Source organism: Collinsella sp. AM41-2BH, from assembly GCF_003468085.1.
Lineage (GTDB): Bacteria > Actinomycetota > Coriobacteriia > Coriobacteriales > Coriobacteriaceae > Collinsella.
In genome coordinates, this window is the sequence record NZ_QSGH01000001.1 from 216,478 (window position 1) to 241,048 (window position 24,571).

General features: G+C 61.1%; 21 protein-coding genes and 2 tRNA genes. 17 read left to right on the forward strand and 6 right to left on the reverse strand.

Annotated elements, in window-relative coordinates; all coding sequences use genetic code 11:
- Window positions 1–196: 196 nt before the first annotated feature.
- The 6 genes from ftsE to DW899_RS01050 all read left to right on the forward strand — a co-directional run bounded on the left by ftsE (window position 197) and on the right by DW899_RS01050 (window position 6,546).
- Window positions 197–1,417: a cell division ATP-binding protein FtsE gene (gene ftsE, locus DW899_RS01025; protein WP_117629495.1), complete on the forward strand. Its 1,221-nt coding sequence runs from the start codon at window positions 197–199 to the stop codon at window positions 1,415–1,417.
- Window positions 1,404–2,324: a permease-like cell division protein FtsX gene (gene ftsX, locus DW899_RS01030; protein ID WP_099432018.1), complete on the forward strand. Its 921-nt coding sequence runs from the start codon at window positions 1,404–1,406 to the stop codon at window positions 2,322–2,324. The genes ftsE and ftsX overlap by 14 nt, the downstream gene beginning before the upstream one ends.
- 135 nt (window positions 2,325–2,459) lie before the next feature.
- A complete protein-coding gene (locus tag DW899_RS01035; protein ID WP_117629496.1) occupies window positions 2,460–4,595 on the forward strand; it encodes a ribonuclease R family protein in 2,136 nt (711 codons plus the stop codon).
- Between the two features lie 177 nt (window positions 4,596–4,772).
- Window positions 4,773–5,378, forward strand: coding sequence for a recombinase family protein (locus tag DW899_RS01040; RefSeq protein ID WP_117629497.1), 606 nt, complete (start codon window positions 4,773–4,775; stop codon window positions 5,376–5,378).
- Window positions 5,379–5,482: 104 nt separating this feature from the next.
- Window positions 5,483–6,064 carry a VanZ family protein gene (locus DW899_RS01045; RefSeq protein ID WP_158551657.1) on the forward strand — a complete coding sequence of 194 codons (582 nt, stop codon included), beginning with the start codon at window positions 5,483–5,485 and terminating at the stop codon, window positions 6,062–6,064.
- Between the two features lie 122 nt (window positions 6,065–6,186).
- Entirely contained in the window at window positions 6,187–6,546 is a 360-nt protein-coding gene (locus DW899_RS01050; RefSeq protein ID WP_117583016.1) for an arsenate reductase family protein, read from the forward strand.
- A 72-nt stretch (window positions 6,547–6,618) separates the two neighbouring features.
- Here DW899_RS01050 and DW899_RS01055 read toward each other — a convergent pair whose 3' ends face one another.
- The gene (locus tag DW899_RS01055) at window positions 6,619–7,029 is read right to left on the reverse strand and encodes a hypothetical protein (RefSeq protein ID WP_117629499.1); all 411 of its coding nucleotides are present in this window, start codon (window positions 7,027–7,029) and stop codon (window positions 6,619–6,621) included.
- Window positions 7,030–7,295: 266 nt separating this feature from the next.
- Between DW899_RS01055 and DW899_RS01060 the strand changes: the two genes are divergently transcribed.
- The 6 genes from DW899_RS01060 (at window position 7,296) to DW899_RS01085 (ending at window position 9,884) form a co-directional block, all read left to right on the forward strand.
- Window positions 7,296–7,369, forward strand: a tRNA-Gln gene (locus tag DW899_RS01060).
- Window positions 7,370–7,386: 17 nt separating this feature from the next.
- Window positions 7,387–7,463: transfer RNA gene (locus DW899_RS01065), tRNA-Glu, on the forward strand.
- Between the two features lie 97 nt (window positions 7,464–7,560).
- Window positions 7,561–8,478: a hypothetical protein gene (locus tag DW899_RS01070; RefSeq protein WP_117629560.1), complete on the forward strand. Its 918-nt coding sequence runs from the start codon at window positions 7,561–7,563 to the stop codon at window positions 8,476–8,478.
- Window positions 8,468–8,938: an SsrA-binding protein SmpB gene (gene smpB / locus DW899_RS01075; RefSeq protein WP_006235325.1), complete on the forward strand. Its 471-nt coding sequence runs from the start codon at window positions 8,468–8,470 to the stop codon at window positions 8,936–8,938. The genes DW899_RS01070 and smpB overlap by 11 nt, the downstream gene beginning before the upstream one ends.
- A 209-nt stretch (window positions 8,939–9,147) precedes the next feature.
- Window positions 9,148–9,651 carry a flavin reductase family protein gene (locus tag DW899_RS01080; RefSeq protein ID WP_117716912.1) on the forward strand — a complete coding sequence of 168 codons (504 nt, stop codon included), beginning with the start codon at window positions 9,148–9,150 and terminating at the stop codon, window positions 9,649–9,651.
- 89 nt (window positions 9,652–9,740) lie between these two features.
- Window positions 9,741–9,884, forward strand: a complete 144-nt coding sequence (locus DW899_RS01085) for a rubredoxin-like domain-containing protein (protein ID WP_055251878.1) — start codon at window positions 9,741–9,743, stop codon at window positions 9,882–9,884.
- 307 nt (window positions 9,885–10,191) lie between these two features.
- On the opposite strand, the gene DW899_RS01090 is transcribed toward DW899_RS01085, so the two are convergent.
- Both DW899_RS01090 and gpmA read right to left on the reverse strand, forming a co-directional pair.
- Window positions 10,192–11,448, reverse strand: coding sequence for an Nramp family divalent metal transporter (locus DW899_RS01090; protein WP_117716911.1), 1,257 nt, complete (start codon window positions 11,446–11,448; stop codon window positions 10,192–10,194).
- Window positions 11,449–11,523: 75 nt separating this feature from the next.
- The gene (gene gpmA, locus DW899_RS01095) at window positions 11,524–12,270 is read right to left on the reverse strand and encodes a 2,3-diphosphoglycerate-dependent phosphoglycerate mutase (protein WP_199412252.1); all 747 of its coding nucleotides are present in this window, start codon (window positions 12,268–12,270) and stop codon (window positions 11,524–11,526) included.
- Between the two features lie 499 nt (window positions 12,271–12,769).
- Between gpmA and gltB the strand changes: the two genes are divergently transcribed.
- The 5 genes from gltB to DW899_RS01120 all read left to right on the forward strand — a co-directional run bounded on the left by gltB (window position 12,770) and on the right by DW899_RS01120 (window position 23,141).
- Window positions 12,770–17,467 carry a glutamate synthase large subunit gene (gltB, locus tag DW899_RS01100; protein WP_117716909.1) on the forward strand — a complete coding sequence of 1,566 codons (4,698 nt, stop codon included), beginning with the start codon at window positions 12,770–12,772 and terminating at the stop codon, window positions 17,465–17,467.
- A 5-nt stretch (window positions 17,468–17,472) separates the two neighbouring features.
- Window positions 17,473–18,954, forward strand: coding sequence for a glutamate synthase subunit beta (locus tag DW899_RS01105; RefSeq protein WP_117716908.1), 1,482 nt, complete (start codon window positions 17,473–17,475; stop codon window positions 18,952–18,954).
- 426 nt (window positions 18,955–19,380) lie between these two features.
- Window positions 19,381–20,088 (forward strand): hypothetical protein, encoded by a 708-nt coding sequence (locus DW899_RS01110; RefSeq protein WP_117716907.1) that lies wholly within the window; start codon window positions 19,381–19,383, stop codon window positions 20,086–20,088.
- Between the two features lie 212 nt (window positions 20,089–20,300).
- Window positions 20,301–21,362 carry a hypothetical protein gene (locus tag DW899_RS01115; protein WP_147349508.1) on the forward strand — a complete coding sequence of 354 codons (1,062 nt, stop codon included), beginning with the start codon at window positions 20,301–20,303 and terminating at the stop codon, window positions 21,360–21,362.
- 408 nt (window positions 21,363–21,770) lie between these two features.
- The gene (locus DW899_RS01120) at window positions 21,771–23,141 is read left to right on the forward strand and encodes an amidohydrolase family protein (protein ID WP_233509051.1); all 1,371 of its coding nucleotides are present in this window, start codon (window positions 21,771–21,773) and stop codon (window positions 23,139–23,141) included.
- A 133-nt stretch (window positions 23,142–23,274) separates the two neighbouring features.
- Here DW899_RS01120 and DW899_RS01125 read toward each other — a convergent pair whose 3' ends face one another.
- The 3 genes from DW899_RS01125 to DW899_RS01135 all read right to left on the reverse strand — a co-directional run bounded on the left by DW899_RS01125 (window position 23,275) and on the right by DW899_RS01135 (window position 24,431).
- Window positions 23,275–23,748, reverse strand: a complete 474-nt coding sequence (locus DW899_RS01125) for a hypothetical protein (protein ID WP_117716904.1) — start codon at window positions 23,746–23,748, stop codon at window positions 23,275–23,277.
- Between the two features lie 146 nt (window positions 23,749–23,894).
- Window positions 23,895–24,167: a metal-sensing transcriptional repressor gene (locus DW899_RS01130; RefSeq protein ID WP_055285698.1), complete on the reverse strand. Its 273-nt coding sequence runs from the start codon at window positions 24,165–24,167 to the stop codon at window positions 23,895–23,897.
- A gap of 42 nt (window positions 24,168–24,209) precedes the next feature.
- A complete protein-coding gene (locus tag DW899_RS01135) occupies window positions 24,210–24,431 on the reverse strand; it encodes a heavy-metal-associated domain-containing protein (protein WP_055310331.1) in 222 nt (73 codons plus the stop codon).
- Window positions 24,432–24,571 lie beyond the last annotated feature (140 nt).

Genomic DNA, 24,571 nt, shown 5'->3' on the forward strand with positions numbered 1-24,571 from the left:
AGCGCAGGCCGGCGTTTGTCCGCAGCTCCGCAGGAGCAGGACAAATGCCGGCCATGCGCGAGGACGATTTGGGAGGTAACCCTGCGCCCGGCCGGTGAGACCCAAACCCCGCCATGCTTCTTATGTGCAGCAAAGCTAATGCTGCTAAAATACAAAGCGCTCATGTAGTTTAAACGCACGACGATAAGGAGCACCAGTGGGTAACCACTTCCGTACCTCCGGTGCGGGCGATGATGCCCCCAAGACGCAGACAGGCGTCCAGGGCAGTCGTTTCGCCACTCCGGATTCAGAGGGCCAGCTTGTTGCTCAGGCCCCCGCTCAGCCGGCAGATCAGGCACAGCCGGCATCCGATCCCTTTGCCTACAATCCCACCAGCGATGTCGCGCTTTCCGGCACGGCGGGTTTTGAGCCCGTTCAGGCCGTGACCGCTCGCGTGGAGCAGCCTCAGGCTGGCGCTGCCACGCCGCAGCCTACCATGGCCGGCATTCCCGACCCCATGGCCCCTGCGACACCGGCTCCTCAGCCTGCGCAGTCCGGTCTCTTTGCCGCTATTCCCGACCCCACGCAGCCTGCTGCCCCGGTGGTCGAGAGCGATCAGGCGGCCGAGGTCGCAAGCCTCGATAACGCGCTCAACAACCCCGATTTTACGTCGGTGTTTGCGCCCATCGATCCGCAGGCCAGCCGCAAGAAGATGGCCAAGCAGGCCGGTGTCGAGCCCGTCATCCTTATGGAGCATGTCACCAAGATCTATCCGGCACAGCCCAACAAGCCTGCACTCGACGACATCAACATCGAGATCTATCCGGGCGAGTTCGTCTTCCTGGTCGGTCACTCCGGCTCGGGTAAGACCACGCTGCTGTCGACGCTCAACCGCGACGTCAAGCCGACGAGCGGTCGCATCCTGGTTGCCGGTCAGGACCTCATGAAGATCAAGAACCGCAAGGTTCCGTTCCTGCGCCGCCAGATTGGCGCCGTGTTCCAGGACTTTAAGCTCCTGCCGCAAAAAACCGCCTACGAAAACGTGGCGTTTGCTCTGCAGTGCATCGGCAAGCCCAAGGGCGTCATTCGCAGCCAGGTGCCGGAGGTGCTGCGTCTGGTCGGTCTGGCCGATCAGATGGACTCGCTGCCCGACCAGCTTTCCGGTGGCGAGCAGCAGCGCGTCGCCGTCGCCCGCGCTATGGTCAACCGTCCGCCGCTGCTGATCTGCGACGAGCCCACGGGTAACCTCGACCCGGCGATCTCGCTGGGCATCATGAAGCTGCTCGAGCGTATTAACCGCACCGGCACCACCGTGATCGTCGCCACGCACGACCGCGAGATGGTCGATAGCATGCACCGTCGCGTGATCGCCCTCGAGGGCGGCCACGTTATCCGCGACCAGGAGAGGGGAGGTTACGGCAACTATGGCACCAACTAACGTGGGCTACTCCTTCAAAGAGGCAATCAGTCACTTCTTCCGTAACTGGACTACCTCGCTCGGCGCCGTCATCACGATCTTCCTTTCGCTGTTTATCATCGGCCTGTTCATCATGGGCTCCGCGATGCTGAACTCCGTGATCGGCACCGTCGAGGATCAGGTCGTCATCAACGCCTTTATTAGCGATGACGCCGACCAGGCAGATGTTCAGGCCTTTGAGGCTGAGCTCAAGACGTGGAGCAACGTCAAGTCCGTGACGTACAAGGACAAGGACGACGCGCTGGCCGAGTATACGAGCAAGATGTCGGGCAACGCCGACGCCACCATGAGCGCGCTCGATGGCCAGAACCCGCTGCCGGCTTCGTTTGCAATTGAGATGGACGATCCGTCCAAGGTCGAGAGCACGGCCCAGAAGCTCAAGAAGAACGCCGACTTCCAGAAGATCGCGGATGACGGCGACGTCAACGCGAGCGTGCTGTACGGCCAGGAGGAAGTGAGCCGCCTGTTCCAGGTGACCAACTACATCCGCATCGCCGCCGTGGTGCTCGTTGGCCTTTTGACCTTTATCGCATTCATCTTCATCAACAACACGATTCGCCTGTCCATCACGGCGCGTCGTCGTGAGATTGCGATTATGCGTCTGGTCGGCGCCAGCAACGGCTTCATTCGCGGCCCGTTTATCACCGAGGGCGTACTGCAGGCCATTTTGGGCTCGCTGCTTTCCATCGGCGTTCTGGAGCTGCTGCGCAATCTGATGATTCCGCGTTTGCAGGAGAGCATCGGCTGGATGTCGTTTGCCCTGCCGATGCAGTACTACCTGGTGACCTATGCTGCGCTGATTCTGGTCGGCGTGATTATCGGTCTCTTTGGTTCTGCCATCGCCATGCGCCGCTACCTGCGCGTGTAGGCATGCCTGGAATTCATCCCTTCCAACGGGTCGTCTCTTGCGGGGCGGCCCGTTTTTTGATCCCTAGGGGACGGCAGGAAAACGGATCATTTGGGTAGACTCTTTGGAGTTCGCAATCGATAGTTAGGAGGCGCCATGGGGCGCAATAACAAGCATAAGCGTGGAGCTCGCAATAAGCGCGGGCCGGTGCGCAGCGAACGCCGTCCGAGCCTGACCGGGCGCGTGCAGCTCCATGAGCATAGCGCCTACGTTGTAACCGAAAACGGCGACTACAAGGTCATGGGCCGCGGTAAGCGCGAGATCATGGATGGCGATACCGTAGCCGTGAGCATTAAGAACAGCCCGCACGGTGAGCGGCGCGCCGTGATCGAAGGCGTGGTTGAGCGCGCAGCCATAAGCGTGGTGGGTACGTACCAGACCGCTGGTCCGCTCGGTGTGATCGAGCCGCTCGATTCGCGCCTGAAGGCCGACTTCTTCATTCTGCCCGAGGATACCTCGGCGGATCGTCTGGGCGTCCACCCGGGTGATGCCGTTGTCGCGCGCATTTTGACCTACCCGACGCGCCTGGAATCGGGCACCGTGACGATCGAACGCCGCATTGGCGGAGATGACGCGCCCGATTTGGGCGTTCAATACGTGATGGCGCGTTACGGCTATACCGATAGCTATCCCGAGGCCGCGCTGGACGAGGCCGAGGGGCTTTCGCTCGATGTGTCCGCGGCGCTTAAGGACCCGCTCCGCCGCGATCTGCGCGACCGCTTTGTCATCACGATCGACCCGGTCGACGCGCGCGACTTTGACGATGCCATTTCGCTTGAGCGCACGCCCGAGGGTGGCTACAAGCTGGGTGTGCATATCGCTGACGTTTCTCACTATGTGGCTTGGGACGGGCATATCGATCTTGAGGCTCGCCATCGTACGACATCGGTGTATCTGGCCGATCGCGTGCTTCCCATGCTGCCCGAACGCCTGTCCTGTGACCTATGCTCGCTTCGCCCTGACGAGGACCGTCTTGCGTTTACCGTTGACATTGAGCTCGATGCGCAGGGTCGCGTGCGGCATTACGATCCGTACCCCAGCGTGATTCGCTCGCGTGTGCGTATGGACTATGACGGCGCCGAGGCGCTGCTGGTGCGTGCCGACGCGGTTGAGTATTCGGTGCTGGAAGGCGCCGCTGAGGATGTTGCGGCTGCTGAGGCCTCGCGCGAGGAGGCGCTTGAGCGCGGTCTTGCGTGCGAGGAAACTGCTCGCGGCTATAACGTCGACCTCGGCGATTTCCTTGTCGCCGCCAACGAACTCGCCGAACTTCGCCGTCGTATTCGTCGTGCCCGCGGCTCAGTCGATTTTGACACGGCCGAGATTCGCGCTCTATTGGATGAGGACGGAGTACCCGTGCAGATTGTGGCGCGCGAGCGTTCGTGTGCCACGTCGCTTATCGAGGAAGCCATGCTACTCGCCAACGAGTGCGTTGCAGAGTGGCTGGCAGACCGTGATATCGAGGCCTGCTATCGCGTGCATGAGGATCCGAGCCCCGATAGCCTGCACGGTGCCGCCGTTGCGCTGGCGCAGCTGGGCATCATCGACGATCGCCGTGCTGCCGGTATCGCCCTGGGGAGTCCCGATGAGCTACAGGCTGCAGTTGATGCTGCCGCCGGTACGGCCAACGCACCGCTCGTCAACACGCTGCTTCTGCGCAGCATGCAGCGCGCACTGTACAAGCCGCGCAACGAGGGCCACTTTGCGCTCGCCGCGCCGTGCTACTGTCACTTTACGAGTCCCATCCGTCGCTACCCCGATCTGGTGGTGCACCGCGTGCTCAAACTGCAGTTGGCCTATGAGCAGCTCGGCGGCAAGGACGCCCTGGTCCGTACACCGCGGCTGATCGGCAAGGGGCGCGAGTCGCTGCCGCGCATTCTGCCGCAGATCTGCCGCGCATGCAGCGATGCCGAGCGCGCGGCAGATGCCGCTAGCCATGCGACGCAAAAGATCAAGATTGCCCAGTACTATGAGGATCGCCTGGGCGAGCGCTATGCCGGAACGGTCTCATGGGTCAGCAGCATGGGCCTCTTTGTGCGCTTGGACCTGACGCAGGTCGAAGGCTTGGTTTCGATCAAGAGTCTGGGCAACGAGTGGTTCGAGTTCGACGAGGATGCGCTTACGCTGACGGGCGCCGACACGGGGACTCGCTATGAACTGGGCCAGCGCGTGATTATCGAGGTTTCGCGCGTCAATACCACGCGTGGGCACTTGGACTTTAAGCTTATCCATTAGCCAAATCTCGACTCATGGCGGGAGAGCGGAGGGCGGTCTTTCGGGGCCGCCCTCCGCATTTGGATCATAGCTACCTTGCCGTCCGCTCGGCCGCCCGCTTACCTGCTATTCGAGAGGTAAAACCTACCAAAATAAACCTGTCCCTTTTTGGCAGGTTTACAAGAAAGCGGGGATGAGATGGCGACGGTGTATGGTTATGCGCGGGTGAGTTCGCGCGATCAGAATCTAAATCGGCAGCTGGATGCGCTGGGCGCCTATGGCGTGGGCTCGGCGAATATTTATGCCGACCATGCGAGCGGCAAGGACTTCGATCGCCCGCGGTATCGCGAGCTGCTGCACATCCTGGGAGACGGGGACGTGCTGGTGGTGCTTTCTATCGACCGGCTTGGCCGTAATTACTCCGAGATTCTTGAGGAATGGCGACGCATTACCAAGGAGCTCGGGGTTGCCATTGTGGTGTTGGACATGCCATTGCTTGACACGCGCGCCAGGGCCAGCGGCGCGCCGGATGTGACCAATACCCTGATTGCCGATATTGTGCTACAACTGCTGAGCTACGTGGCGCAGGTGGAGCGCGAGAATATTCATCGGCGCCAGGCGGAGGGGATTGCAGCGGCGCGGGCGCGAGGGGTCCGTTTCGGTCGACCTCGCAAGCCGTGCCCTCCTCAGTTTGAGCTGGTGCGCGATAGCTATGAGGCGGGCGATATTACCCGCAGCCAGGCGGCAAAGTGCCTGGGCGTGTGCGTGGGGACGTTCGATCGCTGGATGCGCGAGGCGGGGTAGGGGTTTGCGTCGCTTTGTCGCTTCCTGTTGCGATTCAAATTTTGATACGGTGACGATGCCATTTGGGGCTACACTCGCTGATATTCAAAAAAGGAGGTAGGCCCTTGGCGCGCGTAAAACAAATAATCGGATGGACCGCGATCATTCTGTTCGCTGCAACGCTGGCGGGCATCTGGGTGCTGACGGAGCAAAATGCGGTGGAGACGTCGTTGCTGAGCGAGTCCACCGCGCGCGTGGTGGAGGGTCAGGCTACGGGCGTTCAGGCTGCCGATGTCGCGGGTGAAGCTCAGACCGAGAACGGGATGACCGGGGGCACCGATTCGGCTGCTTCGAATGTCCGGTCTGGCCGACTTGCTTCCATTCGCATGTGGGTGGGCACGAACGTCCGTCGCGTTGCCCATACCGTAGAGTTTTTCTTCGTCGGATTGTTCGCCTCGGTGGTCGTGGTTTGCTTTTCCAGGCGTCCTTGGAGCGTATGCTCCCGTTGCGTGCCCGTGTTGCTCTTTTGCGCCGTCTGCTCCGTTGGCGATCAGGTACATAAGATCTTTGTTCCCGGCAGGCATTTCGACGTTATCGATTTAGGATTCGATGCTGCGGGCTATGTCACCGCCATGCTGTTGGTATTGCTGGCAGCGGCGTTGGTGCGCTATGCGACTCGGCCGATCGGCGCCCATGCGAGGCGCTAGCCTTAAGACGAGACATCGCGACTGCCTATGCTTCGACATTGGCTACAATAACGGCTGCAATCGCGAGTGGTCGTCGATGTGCAGTTTTCCGGACACCTGTTTTCTCTAAGAAAGGAAATCCCATGACCGTACTGTTTGTTGAATATCCCAAGTGCTCGACCTGTAAGAAGGCCAAGGCATGGCTGGACGAACACGGGGTAGAGTATATCGACCGCGATATCGTTTTGGACAATCCCACGGCTGATGAGCTTGCGACCTGGATTGCTCGTTCGGGACTGCCGGTGCGGCGCTTCTTTAATTCGTCGGGCATGAAATATCGAGAGCTGGGCCTGAAGGCGCGTCTAGATGCGGGCATGACGGATCGGGAGTGCTACGAGCTGCTGGCGACCGACGGCATGCTGGTCAAGCGTCCGCTGTTGGTGGGCGACGACTTTGCGATTCCCGGCTTTAGGGAAGCAGCTTGGACCGAGGCGCTGCTGTAGCGGCTGCGGAAAGTGCGACCCGTTTTGAGCGCTCGGGGTGGGACGTGTTTTCCATCGGAGGGCTCGCTCGGCTCAATCCTTGAGCTGTGCCCATTCGTGCGGACCGTAGACCTTTACGTGCTTGTTGGGCTTGCCGCTCCAGTACTCCTCGTCCATAAAGGGCAGATATGCCTGAACACCGGGGCAGATAAAGGGAATCCGCTGCTGTTGCAGTCGCTCGCGTTGGCGCTGCTCCAGGTGCGCCTCGGATATGACAGTCGGCATACCGGACAGCTCGACGAGGCTTGCCTGGATTCGCTTAAGGTCGGGGAGTCCCGCGTGCCATGACATCCGCATGATCAAAAAGGATGCACGGCGGTATTTTGCCTGCATCACCGTGATGGCGGGGCGCAGGGTGGGATGGATTTTGTCCCGTTCGGGCCAAAGGTCAGCAGTGATCTCGAGGCCCAGGGTCTCCCATAGGTAATCAAGCTCTTCGTCCATGGCGCCTCGATATCTACGTGATCATTGATACTTCGATTGTGTTGCCTGGTGCTATCGTTTTCGCGGTAGAATCTGCCAACGGTTGACGGCTACCGCTCGCGGCGTTTTGCCCTTCGTGTGCAGCGGTCGACTTCACAGGTCCTTCACGTGTCGGCCGTATTTGACTGAATTTCAAAAAAGTCAAAATTAGGGCTTGCGTCACGGCGGGACTTCCCGTATATTTCTTTCTTGCGCAAAGGCACAGCCGAGCGCAGCGATGCAGTCATTGGGATGTCGTCTAATGGCAGGACAGCGGATTCTGGTTCCGTCAATGGGGGTTCGACTCCCTCCATCCCAGCCATTGCATTTGCTACATATGGCCCGTTCGTCTAGCGGTTTAGGACGCCGCCCTCTCAAGGCGGAGATCACCAGTTCGAATCTGGTACGGGCTACCAAAATTGAACGCCCGGGCCTCGTAAGAGACCCGGGTTTTGTGTATTGACCGATATTTAAGGCGCGCGTTGAGTCTGCCGCCCGGACCGAGGAGTTGTCATGGACCTGCCTATCAGCTTGGAAGACATCACGTATGCCGAGAACTATCTGGCGCAGGGCGACCTGGCTACGGCGACGCCGCTGCTTGAGCGTCTGGTGGAGCTCGCCGAGGAGTATATCGACGCTGAGTGCAAGACGGAGGAGAAGCGCCAGTACTTTAGCTTCGACAGCAAGTTTGAGCGCCTGGCCTATCGCCGCGTGGAGAAGGATCCGCGCGAGCTGGTGCAGGTCGAGGTTCCCTTTGACCGCCTGTACTCCGACATGGCGTTTGCCTACATTCGCCAGCAGGATTATGTGAGTGCTCGGAATGCCCTGATGCAGGCCGTGCGTTGGGATCCCATGAACTGCAACTATCGCTTGGACTTGGCCGAGCTGTTCCGCGCGCTCGAGGACAAGCAGGAGTGGGCATCGCTCTCGTTCTCGGTGCTGGAGCGCGCGAGCGACGGTAAGTGCGCCGCACGTGCCTACACCAACTTGGGTCAGTACTTCTTGGAGCCCGAGACCGAGAACATTTCGGCAGCCGTGGGCTGCGCGCGTCTGGCGCTGCGCCTGGCGCCCAATGATGCGCATACGACGCGCCTGCTCAACAAGATCCATACCACCTATCCGGATGCCGCGGACGAGAGTGACGACCATGTGATGGGTGAGCTCGCCCTGCAAGGCGTGCCGACTTCGCCTTCGGCCGAGATTGCCATCTGCCTGATCATGTGTGCGACCGATGCTGCAAGCGACGGCGACAAGCAGGAGGCGACGCGCCTGACGGTGCGCGCTCGTGATTTGGTGGGCGAGGAGGCCTGCGCGGCGATTATCAAACTGGTGCGCGAGAGCGACGCCGAGCTTAACGCCGAGCGCAAGGCAAAGCGCGAGGCTGCGGGCTCAAACGCCGACGACGTCAAGGAGGCCGGCGATGCCCAGTAAGCGCGAGCGCAAGCTCATTTCCAAGAATCGCTCGGCACATCACGAGTACTTTATCGATGAGACGTTTGAGTGCGGTATTGAGCTGAGCGGTACCGAGGTCAAGTCGATTCGCGAGCGCGCGTGCCAGATTACCGATACCTTCGCGCTGATTCGTGGTGGGGAGTGCTGGCTCGTCGGCCTGCATATCCACCCTTATAGCCATGGTGGCGTGTGGAATCGCGATCCCGACCGTCGGCGCCGTCTGCTGCTGCACCGCAAGGAGATCGACTTTCTTGACGGCAAACTTCGCAACCGCGGCTATGCGCTGGTGCCGCTGGAGCTCTACTTTAATACCGACGGCCGCGTAAAGCTGCTGCTGGGCCTAGGCCGCGGCAAGAAGCTTTACGACAAGCGCGAGGATATGGCCAAGCGCGATGTCCAGCGCGAGATCGACCGCGCCCTCAAGGAGCGCAATCGCTAGGCGTTCTGTATAAGTTGCGGTGGAATACGGACTGTTTTGCCTGTTTGAGGGGCTATTCAGTCCTTATTTCACCGCAACTGCGGGCCTCTCATCTTGCTTATACTGTTTTGACACATATGTCTCAAAGGTGGTGTCCGTTGTGGGCGCCGCCTTTTTTTGTGGGTACATACATCCATGAGGTTCCAACCCGCGTTAGGGGAGTGATTGTTATGGACAAAACTGCGTACTTTACCATGCCGAGCGGTCTGTACGTGGTGAGCGCCGCGGCAGACGGGCTGCGCGCCGGCTGCGTCATCAACACTGCGGTGCAGGTGACGTCCATGCCGCCGCGCATTTCGGTTGCCGTGAACAAGGACAACGTCACCTCGGGCGTCATCGCTTCGGCCAAAGCGTTCGCGCTGACCGTGATCGATCAGACCGCCGATATGCTCTACATCGGTAACTTTGGGTTCCGCACCAGCAGCGATTATGACAAGTTTGCCAAATACGAGGCCCGCGAGACGGCTCTGGGCATGCCCTATGTGCCCGAGCACGCGGCGGCCCTGTTTAGCTGCCATTTGATCGACACTGTGGATGTTGGCACGCATCTACTGTTTATCGGCGAGGTCGAGGATGCCGAGCGCTTGAGTGACGAGACGCCGCTCACCTACGATTACTACCATAAGGTCCTGAAGGGCAAGACGCCTCCGAAGGCGTCCTCGTATCAAGGCTAGAAATGTTTTAAAAATACTTGCATTATATTATTGAGAATCTATACTGATAAATGAAGTACATCACCAGTCGCGTTTGAGAGGAGAACATCATGGCTGAGGAGAAGAAGACGTATAAGTTCGTGTGCGTCGTTTGCGGTTACGAGGTTGAGGTCGATACGCCCGAGCTGCCCGAGGATTATGTGTGCCCGGTGTGCGGCGTCGGTCCCGATCAGTTTGAGCTCGTCGAGGAGTAGCTCGCAGACACACGGCGAAAGCCGAACATAGCTCTGTCCAAGGGCCTCGGTCGAATTCTCGGCCGGGGCCCTTTTCCTCCGCCCCCAAGGGATCACGGTTGCTGTTGGCCGATCCTGTCTGTTGTGAGTCCGGCCGACCTTTTGTCTCAATCTGTAACATCTAACGGTGGAAATTGGGCCCACTTGTTACATATCGAGACAAACCAAAACCGTCCGGCAGAAGATCTCAATCTGTAACATCTAGACATCGAAAGCGGGTCTAGATGTTACAGATCGAGACGTTTGCCTGAGTAGGTGCCCCGCCCCATTACATCCCTGTCAACAACACGACATCGAGAATCGTCACGATGGCACCGATCCCTACGAGCAGCGCGTTGAGTGGACGCGAATTGGCGTATTTGCCCATGACGCGGGGTGAACTGGTGAGCCGTATGAGCACAAAGACCGTAATCGGTAGCTGAAGCGACAGCAGTGCCTGACTCCAGATGAGACCTTCAAAAGGATTTGGGACGACCAGGCACGCCGTCACTGCGCCGACGAAACAGGCCGCCACCCCGATCGAGGAATGTCGGTCGTGGATATCGTATTCCTCGTCGAACATGCCCGCAGTGATGGTCCCCGCCGCCATGCCCGCTGTCACGCTGCTCGATAGTCCCGCGAACAGCAGCGCTACCGCAAAGATGGTCGAGCTCGCCGGGCCCAGAATGGGGGAGAGCGTGGCCGCTGCGACGGCGAGGTCGTCTACGACCATGCCGTGCGCAAAGAAGGTCGTTGCGGCCAGGATGACCATGGCCGAGTTGATTGCCCAGCCCACGCCCATCGAAAAGAGCGTGTCGAAGAGCTCGTAGCGCAGACGCTCTTCGATAACCTGCTCGCCTTGGCCTTCGAAGTGCATGGATTGGATGACCTCGGAGTGCAGAAAAAGGTTGTGTGGCATAACGACCGCACCCAGGACACTCACGATAATCGCGGCAGAGCCAGTGGGCATACTGGGCGTGATCCAGCTTGCGGCGGCTTGCGGCCAGTCGACCTTGACTAGTGCAAGCTCGGCCAAAAACGAGAGTCCTACCACGCCTACGAAGGCGATGATCCAGCGTTCGGCTCGCTTGTAGGAGTTCGTCATGAGCATCGCCATCGATACTGCCGCCACGATGACGCAGCCCGCACGCACGGGCAGCCCAAAGAGCATTTGAAGGGCAATCGCGCCGCCCAGGACTTCGGCCATGGCGGTGGCGATGGTCGCGAGATAGGCGCTGCCGAGCACCGCGCGTCCCACGATGCGGGGGAGAAAGCGGGTCGTGGCCTCGGCAAGGCAGGCGCCCGTGGCGATGCCCAAGTGCGCCGCGTTGTGCTGCAGCACGATGAGCATAATCGTGGACAGCGTGACGATCCACAGCAGCGCGTAGCCAAACTGCGAGCCCGCGGCCATATTGGAGGCCCAGTTGCCCGGGTCGATAAAGCCGACGGTCACGAGCAGCCCGGGGCCGATATGCCGCGCAATGTCTAGGCCTCCGTGACCACCGGTGCGTCGGGAGCCAAAGTGCTGTTTGAGATGGTTGAGCATGGTGCGCTCCTGCGTATGGGCGGCGTGACGTCGCATCTGGGTCGTGCGGCGCCACGCGTCGGATTTGGGTTGGGGCTACTTGTGCGCTTTGCCCTGATTGGCCACGGCGTCGATCTTGGCGGCGATGGTCGCCGGGTCGCCGATGTAGCGCTTGTCGAGGACGTTGAAATCGGTGTCGAAGGTGTAGACGAGCGGCACGCCGGTGGGGATGTTGACCTTGAGGATCTCCTCGGGCGTGAGGTGCTCGAGCTTCATGACGAGTGAGCGCAGGGAGTTGCCGTGTGCGGCGATGAGTACGCGCTTGCCGGCGAGCATCTGGGGGCGAATCTCGTCTTCGAAATAAGGCCAGGCGCGGGCGATCGTGTCCTTGAGGCACTCGGTATAGGGCAGCTGATCGGGCGCGACATCACGGTATTGCTCCTGGGTGTGGGGATCGCGCGCGTCGTCCGGCTCGAGTGCCGGCGGGCAGACATCGAAGGAGCGGCGCCAGATGAGCACCTGCTCGTCGCCGTGCTCCGCTGCGGCATCGGCCTTGTTGAGACCCTGCAACGCTCCGTAGTGGCGCTCGTTGAGCTTCCAGGATTTGATGACGGGCAACCACTCGCGATCCATTTGGCCGAGCACGATGTCGAGGGTGTGAATTGCGCGCTTGAGACGCGAGGTGTAGCAGACGCCGAAGTCGAAGCCCGCTTCTTTGAGGGCTCGACCGCCTGCTGCGGCTTCTTCGCGGCCCGTGTCGGTGAGCTCAACATCGGTCCAGCCGGTGAACAGGTTGAGCTTGTTCCACTCGGACTCTCCGTGACGGATAAGGACGAGTTGCATCGTCTGCTGGTCTGCTTGGTGCGCCATAGGGGCCTCCTTGATCTGGCACGGTGTGCGTGTCGTTTGCTTGACGCCGCAAAGGATACCCGTTTTAAGCTTAAAAGTTAACCAAGACTAACAAAATTGTTGTATTTGAATGGGATGGTGAAAGGGGGCTGCCGAAATGTCTCGATCTGTAACAACGAGGGATGGAAATTGGGCCTAGGTGTTACAGATCGAGACAGGAAGAAATGGTCCTATGGAATGTCTCTCGAAAACATCTCAATCTGTAACAGTTAGTCGTCGTAATTGGGCCTTCGTGTTACAGATTGAGATGTTTGAAGTGGTGAGCTAACAGGCCGAACTTGGGGCCTATGTTGTCGCCCTTGAGGTCGGCGGTGTCCACTCGTAGGGCGTGCGTTACGCGATTGTTTCGAAACGGGTGGGAAACACAACGGGTCGGCGATGCTCCTAGTATGCCTATTCAACTGACTGTCTAAATATCTAGGGGAGGATCGCGATGCAGGCAGATTCCGCTCAGCAGCAGGGCCTTTATCGCCCCGAATTCGACCACGATGCATGTGGCATCGGCGCGCTTGCCGATATCAACGGTGAGCGCCATCACCAGATTCTGGACGACGCGCTGTCCATTCTGGTCAACTTGGAGCACCGCGGCGGCACGGGACTCGAGAAGAACACCGGCGACGGCGCCGGCATCCTGTTCCAGGTTCCGCATCACTTTTTCCGTAAAGAGGCTCAAAAGTGCGGTCAGATTCTGCCGGCAGAGGGCGACTATGGCGTGGCCATGCTGTTCTTCCCGCAGGACGACAAGGGCGTAGAGGATGCCCGCCGCGTGTTTGAGGAGGGCTGTGCCGAGGCCGGCGTGCCGCTGCTCTTTTGGCGCGAGGTGCCCGTCGACCCGCACGACCTGGGCGAGACGGCCCGCGCCTGCATGCCCACTATCCTGCAGGCCTTCCTGGGCCGTCCGGACGACACGCCCGCCGGCGATGCCTTTGAGCGTCGCCTGTACGTGTGCCGCCGCACCATCGAAAAGAAGGCCGATGCCGAGTTTGCCCTGCGAGACAAGATCTTCTACGTGTGCTCCATGAGCTCGCGCACCATCGTGTACAAGGGCATGCTGGTCGCCACGCAGATGCGCCGCTTCTTCATCGACCTCAACGACGCCGCCGTCAAAACGGCCGTGGCGCTCGTCCACTCGCGCTACTCCACCAACACCACGCCCAGCTGGGAGCGTGCGCACCCCAACCGCTTTATCATCCATAACGGCGAGATCAACACCCTCAAGGGCAACGTCAACTGGATTCGCGCCCGCGAACCCAACCTGTACAGCCCCGTGCTGCAGCACGATCTTGAGCGCGTGATGCCCATCATCAACCGCGAGGGTTCCGACTCCGCGATTCTGGACAACGTGCTCGAATTCTTGGTCATGAACGGTCGCCCGCTCACGCGTGCCGCGTCCATGTTGCTGCCCGAGCCGTGGGACCACAACGATAGCCTGAGTGAGGAGCGCCGCGCCTACGACGCTTACCAGTCCATGCTCATGGAGCCCTGGGACGGCCCGGCGGCCATCGCCTTTACCGACGGTCGCACGCTGGGCGCCGCCCTCGACCGCAACGGCTTGCGCCCCGCCCGCTACTACGTGACGCGCGATGGCCGCTTTATGCTGGCAAGCGAGGTGGGCACCATCGAGGTGAGCCCCGAGAACATCCTGACGAGCGGCTGCCTGGGACCGGGCCAGATGCTCGAGGTCGATTTTGCCCGCGGCCGCGTGATCTACAACGACGAGCTGCGCGCCCGCTATGCCAAGGAGAAGCCCTACCGCGACTGGATTGCCGAGGAGACACTGACCGTCGACGCGCTCGATGAGCCCGCCGCGCCCGCGCCCGCCGAGGATGCCGAGGTGCCCGCCGCCGTGCGCATGGCCAAGCTCGGCTATCACTGGGATGATGTTGACGAGGTCGTGCGCCCCATGGCCCAGCAGGGCAAGGCCCCGCTCGCCTCGATGGGTATCGATGCGCCGTTGGCCTGCCTGTCCAAGAAGACGCGTTCGTTCTTTGACTACTTCTATCAGCTGTTCGCTCAGGTCACGAATCCTCCGATCGATGCCCTGCGCGAGCACATGGTGACTTCGACCACGCTCTACCTGGGCAACCACGGCAACCTGCTCGAGGATTCCCGCACGGCCTGTCAGCTGGTGCGCTTGGAGCGCCCATTGCTCAACGAGGAAGAGTTCGAGCATATCTGTGCCATCGACCGTGTTGGCTTTAAGACCCGTCGTTTCCGTGCCGTCTACCGCCGCGATGCCGGCGAGGGCGCGCTGCAGGCTGCGCTCAAACAGCTTGCCGAGGACGTTGAGGCTGCGGTCCGCGACGGCGTGAACATTGTGGTGTTGAGCGATCGTGCCGCTGCGGGCGAGGTGCCCGTGCCGTCGCTGCTCGCCGTGGGCTGCGTGCACAACCACCTGATCCGCGCCGGCGTTCGTACTTTTGCCGACATCGTGGTGGAGTGCGGTGACGCCGTGTCCCCGCACGACTTTGCGGCACTGGTGGGCTACTCCGCGAGCGGCATCTATCCGTACAACGCACATGCGTGCATCCGCGATCTGGCGGCACGCGGCGACCTGGACGTGACGGCCGAGCAGGGCATCGCCAACTACAACAAGGCTGCGACCGCCGGCATCGTCTCCATCATGTCCAAGATGGGCATCTCCACGGTGCAGAGCTACCATTCGGCGCAGATCTTCGAAGCCGTGGGCTTTACGCCGGAGTTCGTCAACGCGTACTTTGCCGGCACGGTGAGCCGTGTGGGCGGTATGGGTGTCGAGGACGTTGAACGCGAGCAAAACGAGCGCTACGACGCCGCGCTCGCTATCCTTAAGAGCCCGGCTCCCGATCAGCTGCCCACGCTGGGCCTGACCAAGTGGCGCCCGCTCGGCGGCGAGGAACACCTCATCGACCCCCAGACCGTCTACCTGCTGCAGACCGCCTGCCGTGAGGACAGCTACGACACCTTTAAGGAGTACAGCGCCCGCCTGCACCGCACCGGCCGTACCGTGCGTCTGCGCGACTTGCTCGACTTTGATGCCAGCGGCCGCACGCCGGTTTCGCTCGACGAGGTCGAGTCCGCGCTCAACATCGTCCGCCGCTTTAACACCGGCGCCATGTCGTACGGCTCCATCAGCAAGGAAGCACACGAGTGCATGGCCATCGCCATGAACCGCCTGCACGGCCGTTCCAACTCGGGCGAGGGCGGTGAGGATCCGCGTCGCGAGACCCCGCTGGCTAACGGTGACTCCAAGAACTCCGCGATCAAGCAGGTGGCAAGTGCGCGCTTTGGCGTGACGAGCCGCTACCTGTGCAGCGCCTTCGAGATTCAGATCAAGATGGCCCAGGGCGCCAAGCCCGGCGAGGGTGGCCACCTGCCCGGCAAGAAGGTCTACCCCTGGATTGCCGAGGTCCGTCAGTCCACGCCCGGCATCGGCCTGATCTCGCCTCCGCCGCATCACGACATCTACTCCATTGAGGACCTGGCCGAGCTGATCTTCGACCTTAAGAACGCCAACCCCGGTGCGCGCGTGTCGGTCAAGCTGGTCAGCGAGGCTGGTGTCGGCACCATCGCCACCGGTGTGGCCAAGGGCGCTGCCGACAAGATTTTGATCAGCGGCCACAATGGCGGCTCGGGTGCCGCTGCGCGCGATTCGATCTGGCACGCCGGTCTGCCGCTGGAGCTTGGCCTTGCCGAGGCTCAGCAGACGCTGCTGCAAAACGGCCTGCGCTCGCGCGTGGTGCTCGAGGCCGACGGCAAGCTCATGGACGGCACCGATGTTGCTGTCGCCTGCCTGTTGGGCGCCGAGGAGTTTGGCTTTGCGACCATGCCGCTCATCTCGATGGGCTGCCTCATGCAGCGCGACTGCCAGCAGGATACCTGCCCCGCCGGCATCGCTACGCAAAACTGCCGCCTGCGTCGCGGCTTCCGCGGCAAGCCAGAGCACGTCGAGCACTTTATGCTCTTTGTTGCCGAGCAACTGCGCGAGGTCATGGCGAGCCTGGGCTTCCGCACCGTCGACGAGATGGTCGGCCATCCCGAGTGCTTGCGCCAGATCGAGGTCCCGGGGAACCGCAAGGCTAACCTGCTGGATCTGTCGCCCGTGCTGGCGAGCGCGACCTGTGAGTTCGGTGCCCATATCCCGGGTGCCGACGGTCGTCACTTCCTGCCGCAGATGGCTGCCGACAGCGAGCTCGACAAGACGCTCGACTCCACGTTGTTTGTGCCCTATACGGCCGATGCCCGTGCGCACCTGCGTCCGATACGCTTCCGCGCCGATATCGCCAACGTCAACCGCTGCGTCGGCACCATCTTGGGCAACGCGGTGACCAAGGCGCATCCCGAGGGCCTGCCCGCCGGCTCCATTACCATCGATTGCGATGGTTCAGCCGGTCAGAGTTTTGGCGCGTTCCTGCCGCGCGGCATTACGCTCAACGTGTGCGGCGACGCCAACGACTACTTTGGCAAGGGCCTTTCGGGCGGCGAGGTGTCGGTGCGCCCCAATCCGCATGCGACCTACAAGTTCGACGAGAACATCATCGTGGGCAACGTTGCGTTCTTTGGCGCCACGAGCGGCCGTGGCTTCATCAACGGCCTGGCCGGCCAGCGCTTTGGCGTACGCAACTCCGGTGCCACCGTGGTGGTCGAGGGTTGCGGCAACCACGGTTGCGAGTACATGACGGGTGGCCTGGCGCTCATCCTGGGCGAGGTCGGGCAGAACTTCGCTGCCGGCATGACGGGTGGCGTGGCTTATGTTTTTGACCAGTACGGCACGCTCGATGCCCGCGTGAACCACGAGAGCGTTGAGCTCAAGGCCCCGACTGCCGGCGAGCTGGCGCAGATTCGCGAGCTCATCCAGGAGCACGTGGACGCGACGCAGAGCCCGCGCGGCATCAAGCTGCTCTACAGCTTTGAGACGATGAGCAAGCACTTTGTGAAGGTCATTCCGACCGAGTACGAGCGTGTGCTGGCGATTGTCGCTGCGAGCGAGGCTGCCGGTAAGACGCATGCGCAGGCAGAGGAGCTGGCGTTTGACATCGTGACCGGTCGCGCGAGCGCCGCGGATGTCGCTCGCTTCGATATTGCGGGCGGTGCTGCGGGTGCTGCGTCCGTGGCTGCCAGCCCTGTTGCTTCGACCAAGAAGGAGGCGTAAGTGCCATGGATAAGCCCGGTGCTTTTCTTGATATCGATCGCGTGACCCACGAGCTGCGTCCCGTGGAGGAGCGCAGTCATGATTTTGATCCCCTGTATGTGGAGCTCGATGACGACGCACGTCGCGCCCAGGCGAGCCGCTGCATGATGTGCGGCGTGGCGTTTTGCCAGATGGGCGCGAGCTTTGGCAAGGCACGTCCGAGCGGCTGCCCGCTGCACAACTTGATTCCCGAGTGGAACGAGCTGGTGTACCGCGGCCGCTGGGTTGAGGCTGCCGAGCGCCTGTCGCTCACCTCGCCCATGCCTGAGTTCACGAGCCGCGTGTGCCCGGCACTGTGCGAGGCCGCGTGCAACCTGGGCTCGGTCGACGGCCAACCCACGACGATTCACGATAACGAGCGTGCGATCAGCGACCATGAGTGGGCCAACGGCGGCCCACGTCGCTTTGAGCCGGCAGGGGAGGACGCGCCCTCGGTCGCCGTGGTTGGTTCTGGCCCGGCTGGCCTGGTGGCTGCGTGGGAGCTCGCGCGTCGCGGTGCCCGCGTGACGGTGTTTGAGCGCGACGACCGCCCCGGCGGCCTACTCATGTACGGCATTCCCAACATGAAGCTCGAGAAGTCCGTGGTTGAGCGTCGTGTGGCGCTCATGCGCGAGCTGGGTATTGTGTTCGAGCTGGGCGCCGACGTGAGCGATCCCAAGGTTACCGCCAGGCTCGACGACTTTGACGCCGCCGTGGTGGCTGCCGGCGCCCGTGCTCCGCGTGGACTTTCGGCTGCGAACATTGATGCCCCGGGCGTGGTGTATGCCGTGGACTACCTGACGGCTTCGACCGTCTCGGTGCTCGATGGCGGCAAGCCCGCGGTGAACGCACGCGGCCTGGACGTCGTGGTCATTGGCGGTGGCGATACCGGCAACGACTGCGTGGGTACCGCGGTGCGTCAGGGCGCGCGCAGCGTGCGCCAGTTTGAGTTCTTGCCGGCTGCGCCCGATAAGCGCGCGGCGAGCAACCCCTGGCCGCAGTGGCCCAACGTTAAGAAGACCGACTACGGCCAGCAGGAGGCTATCGCTGCGATGGGTGGTGAGATGCGTGCCTGGGGCGTGGATACGCTCGAGGTGCTGTTGGACAAGAAGGGTGCGGCTGCGGGTCTGCGCGTGGTCGATCTGGACTGGTCGGCGGGAAAGCCCGAGCGCATCGCGGGCTCCGAGCACGAGGTGCCGGCGCAGCTGGTGCTCATTGCCTGCGGCTTTACGGGTCCGGAGCACGGCGTGTTCGATGCGGTGAGCGTGCCTGTTGCCATCGCTGGTCGTCCGCTGCCGGTGATGGCTGCCGAGGGCTCGCATCTCGCGGCTCGCACGGAGGGCGTCGCCGCGGATGCCGCGCCGGTGTATGTTGCCGGTGACGCTCGCAACGGCAGCTCGCTCGTGGTGAACGCTATGGCCGACGCCTTGGCCTGCGCTGCCGAAGTCGCCGACGCGCTGGCGCTGTAAGGCTGCTGCCCACAGCTGAATCGTCAAGGGCTGTCCCCAACGGCCGGCACAAAAGGAACGTCCCTAAGTGCCGCCTAAGTGCCGGCAGTTAGGGACGTTCCTTTTCTGTCGGCACTCGGGGACACTCCTTGCGGATTTGCGAGCAGTTTGCTCGTTTGTCGACGTACGGATGTTCATTTGTCGACTTCTCGGGCTGTGGTCACCTGTTGTTTCTGTGGTGGCTGCGGGCATCTGGCTCAAAAGGGCGGGTTGGCCGTCTATGTCTACCTGCGGTTTTGTTGCGGTGCGCATTTTCGATCAAGCTTTTCGTCAAGTGTTTGGTCAGTATCTGGTTTGCAGTCGGAGGCCTATTTTGCCCGCGCTGGTCGTGGCTGCCCACCTTCCTCGTAAGCTCAAATTGAGGTCCATCAGTTTGAGGAGGATGCCATGACTGACCACGCTTTTGACAGAGCAGAGCTAGCCGAAGCCGTCGGCAACGATATTGCCGACATGGCCCATTTTTGGATGCTGCGGAAGTTCCAGTTTTTGGAGCCGGCGCGCGAACAGTTCGAGATCATTGTCGACCCGTGGCTCAGCTATTGCACCGAGCCTTCGCAAAACGAAATCATGGCCTACAACATGGCATTTACCGATTGGCTGCTCTTCGAGCGCCCCTATCGCCATGGCAAGACGCTGCTCGAGCTGTATGTTGACGAGCCGCCGGCATCGCTTTCGCCTGCCTCGCTCAAGCGGCTCGAGCAGGTACGCGACACGCAGTATTTCTCGCGCTTTGGCATTTTGGACAAGGATCCTGCGAACGGCATGGTTGCGCTGAAGGACACACGCACCGATCATCGCTTTGATGTCTACGATCCGCATATCGTGCAGAAGGAGCACTGGAGTGACGGCGCGATTGCGGTGCGCCTCGCCTGCGTCGACGATGTCTGGCTTACGGCGGGACAGCTCTACCTGTATGACATCGCGCGGCTGAGCGATACGGCGGTCGATGGGCCGGGTGCGGTGCATCCGGAGGACCTGCAGGACGGCTTTGACACCTCGTGCATCAGCTTCTTCTTGCGTCTGGTCCGCGACATCATGGGCGCCCAGGGGCGGTACGTAAAGTCGCTCAACATCTACGAACAGGAATGGGAGTAGGGGATGGACGGTTGTCGCCTGCCTTGCCTTCTGCCTTTATGTCTCGATCTGTAACGTTTAGGGACAAAAAACCGGTCTACCTGTTACAGATCGAGACGAATACCTGGGCGCCGCTGGTTTGTCTAAATCTGTAACGTTTAGGGGCCTGGAGAACGTCTAACTGTTACAGATCAAGACGTTTATCAGCGGAGGCAACGGTGACAATGGTCCATTTGTCCGATGTGGTGGTGATGGAAGTGTCTAATACCGTTCTCAAACACAAGCATACGGCTCGCAACACGTTGGCGCGGAATAGGATGCTTGCCAGGCTCACGGAGGCGGCTGAACTAGGCGTGCTGCTTGTGACGCACGACAATGCCGAGCTCATGTGGCTGCGGCGCCATGTGGGAACCGACGATATCGCGGAGCCTGAGTCGCACCTGTTCTGTTTTCAGCATGATTGGGATGCGTTGACGCCGACGGAGCGAGCGCTGCGGACCATCAAAGGGCTTGCGGAGTTTCATCCCGATTGGGCGTTTTGGGGTTACGACGCGGCACTTTTGTGGGGTCTGGAGGTGCCAAATGATCTGCTTGGGCCGCGATTTCTTGTTAAGACAGGTTGCTCGGTGCCGCTGAGTGCAGGATGCCGGCTGTTGCGTCCGCAGGCGGCGGGTGCGCTTGAGCGCGTCGACGGCGTGCGAGTGACGCCGTTTTGGCGCACGGTGAAGGACTGTCTGCTGCGTGCGCCGTTTTCGTATGGTCTGGCGATCGCCGATTCTGCGCTGCGGGCGAAGGGCATATCGCGCGACGACCTCTGCGAACGGCTCCAGGCCGATTGCGAGGGCAGACGCGGATATCGCAGAGCTCAGGTGATTGCGTCGCATGCGGACGGGCTGTCCGAAAACGGTGGCGAGTCTCGGTTCCGGGCATTCTTTATTGCATACGGTTTTCCGGTGCCAGAGTTGCAGGTGGAGTTTCGTGACCCGCTTGATTCGAGCCAAGTGTTTCGCGTTGATTATTTCTGGAGGCTCGAGGACGGGACGTGCGTGATTGGCGAGCTCGATGGAAAGGGAAAGTATGCCTTACAGAACGACGAGGGTCGGGAGTCGGTCGACCCGTTCGTGGCAGAACGTCAGCGAGAGTCTCATCTGACGATGCTCGGACATAAGGTGCTGAGGTTTACGTTTGATGAGCTCAAGAATCCGGGGAAGCTGGCTGAAAAGATGAGACTGGCGGGCATTCCGCAGTGGGCCGATTTGGCTGAGCAGTGGAGGCGGCAGTGGTATGGGCGCTGAGGGGTGTAACTGACGCGGATGTGGTTGTTCCTGCCGAGTTTGTCTCGATCTGTAACAACAAGGGGCCGTTTGGCCTCGCAACTGTTACAGATCGAGACAGAAGGTTGGCTGCCGCTAAAATATCTCGATCTGTAACATCTAGAGGCCGAAAACCTGTCTACTTGTTACAGATTGAGACAAAGGTTGGACGCGGTGCCGAAAGATCTCGATCTGTAACATCTGGCTGCTAAAACCCGGTCTACCTGTTACAGATCTAGACATTTCCCGGATGTCGCTGGGATGGGACTGCAATGCATTCCGTTCTCCGTGTCTCATCCTTTCTCCGTTAACCGATATGTCCGCAGCAACCCTGCCGCACTGGGTGATAATGGACAAATGTTCAAGTTGCTCGTGAGGGAGGAGCTCGATATGGCATCTGCCGATCGTCCCACATTGTTTATCAATGCGACCGTTCTGGATGGTTCGGAGCATATGGAGCCGCAGCCCGATATGGCCGTGGTCGTCGAGCGTGGCATCATCACCTGGATGGGACCGAGCGCTGTGGCCCAAGCTCCAGCGGGGGCCGAGGTCATCGACCTGGCAGGGGCGTATCTCATGCCGGGCCTCATCAATATGCACGTGCATCTGTGCGGTTCGGGCAAGCCGGTCTCGGCGGGTGATGCGGGCGCGCTGATGAAGAAGCTCGACAATCCCGTGGGCCGCGCCATCGTTCGCCACATCCTCAAAGGCAGCGCCCAACAGCAGCTGGCAAGCGGCGTGACTACGGTGCGCGGTGCGGGTGACCCGCTGTTTGCCGACATCGCCGTGCGCGATGCTATCGATGCCGGCAAGTATCAGGGTCCGCGTCTGGTAGCGCCGGGAACGGGCGTTACAGTGCCGGGTGGCCACGGCGCGGGGCTGTTCGCGCAGGTCGCCAATACGCCCGACGAGGCGGCCGAACAGGTGCGCGACTTGTACGCTCGTGGTGCCGACGTCATCAAGTTGTTCGTGACGGGTGGCGTGTTCGACGCGACCGAAGTTGGCGAGCCGGGCGTGCTGCGCATGCCGATCGATGTTGCCGCGGCGGCGTGCAAGGCGGCGCACGAGGTGGGCCTGCCGGTTATGGCTCATGTCGAGAGCACCGAGGGCGTGAAGGCCGCGCTTGAGGCCGGGGTCGACACGATCGAGCACGGTGCCCCGATGACGCCCGAGATCCTGGAGCTGTATCGCGGCGCCGCGGGCACACAGCTCGAGGGACGCGCGCCGAGCGTGACCTGCACGATCAGCCCGGCGCTGCCGTTTGTATTGCTCGACCCGGAAAAGACCCATTCGACCGATACACAAAAGAAGAACGGCGACATCGTGTGCTCGGGCATCATCGAGAGCGCCCGTGCCGCGCTGGAAGCTGGCATTAAGGTGGGCCTGGGCACGGACTCAAGCTGCCCGTTCGTGACGCAGTACGACATGTGGCGTGAGGTGGCCTATTTTGCCAAGTATGTCGGTGTGAGCAACGCCTTCGCGCTGCATACGGCTACGCAAGTCAACGCCGAGCTGCTGGGGCTGGGCGGCGAGACCGGTACGATCGAGTGCGGCAAGGCCGCCGATATCCTGGTGACGCGCAAGAATCCGCTCGATGACCTGTGCACTCTGCGTGAGCCGACGCATGTGATGTGTCGCGGTGATTTGGTACGCAAGCTCAAGGTGAAGCGTATTCCCGAGGTGGACGCCGAGCTCGACGCGATTATGGCCATGCCTGCCGAGGCGTTGGCCGAGGAGCTTGCCCGCGACGGTGTGGCGTAGATGTGACAAAGGGGCAGCTCCGTTGCCGCATGCAAAAAGCTGAGGTCTCAACACGAGGCCTCGGCTTTTTTATCGAACAAATACTTAAGATTTGGGACAAACAAACCTGATTAATTTGTCCCGCGTGCGGGCGTTAGGAGCGGGTTTCCATCTTGGCGTGGCACTTGGGGCAGGTGACGCGGATCTTGCCTTTGCCCTTGGGGACGGAGAGCATCTGGCCGCAGTTGGGGCACTTGAGGTATGCTGTGGTCTTGCGACCCTTCCACATCTTCTTGGCCGTGCGCTTGGCACGCTCAAAGTCTTCCTTGCTGGTACCGGCCGTGCGCGAGGCGTTGGCAGCCGCGGCGCCGCTACCCAAGCTCGCTACGAACTTGCCCAGGCCGGGGACGTTAGCGGTCGCGGCGACAAAGGCCGCGTTTTCCTTGCGACGTGCGTCGATGTTTTTGGACAGGCCGCGCAGCACGCCAATCACGATTACGGCGATGGCAATCCAGCTGAGCCACTGGATATGGGCTATCGATCCGATCATCGCGATGACGATGCCGACAAAGCCCATAACGATGGTGAGCTCATCGGCGCCATTGCGGCCCTTCATAAAGTCATTCATGCAAATTGCCTTTCGTTCGATATGCTGCACGCCTTTATACCCGATTTAGAGCAAGGGGGACAGGTCAATCTGTACCAAGGTGGTGCAAACATACCTGTCCCCGATGCACCAAGAAGGTGCAAAGCAGTCCGTCCCCAATGCCCCAATTACTTGGAGAGCTTGTCGACGACGCGTTCGATCTCGGCGAGCTTGGCGGCCTTGAGGTCTTCGTCGCCCGATTCGATTGCCGAAGTCACGCAGCCCTCGATATGCGCCTTGAGCACGTCGGCGTTGATGCGCGCAATGAGCGCCTGCGTTGCCATGAGCTGCGTGGAAATATCGACGCAGTAACGGTCCTCATCGACCATCCGCAAGATGCCGTCGATCTGGCCGCGTGCCGTCTTGAGCATGCGGGTTACCGATTTGTGGTCTGCCATCATGGCGGGTCCTCGTTTCTGGTCGGGGGGGGTACCTGCGGGTCGTTACGCGGCGGTCACCGAAAGGGCGTGGAACTTCTCACCCGCGGCCTCGACAGCGGCGGCGAGCTGCTCGGCGGTCACGGTGTCGGCGCACTCCACCTGGACGGTCTGAGTCTCGTGATCGGCATCGGCGTCGGTCACGCCGGCAACGTTGAGCAACGCCGTCTCGACGGTGGCGTCGCAGTGGCCGCACATGAGGCCGGAAGTCTTGATTGTGTATCGCATCGGTATTCCTCTCTGTTGTGTCGGCTTTCCCAGACACCCGACCTTGACCTTCAAGCCGTCGCTCGCGTACCAAAGTACGCGTCGCTCCTCTTTCAGGTCAATCTCTGGCACCTGGAAAACCCGTTCTAAATGGACGTAAT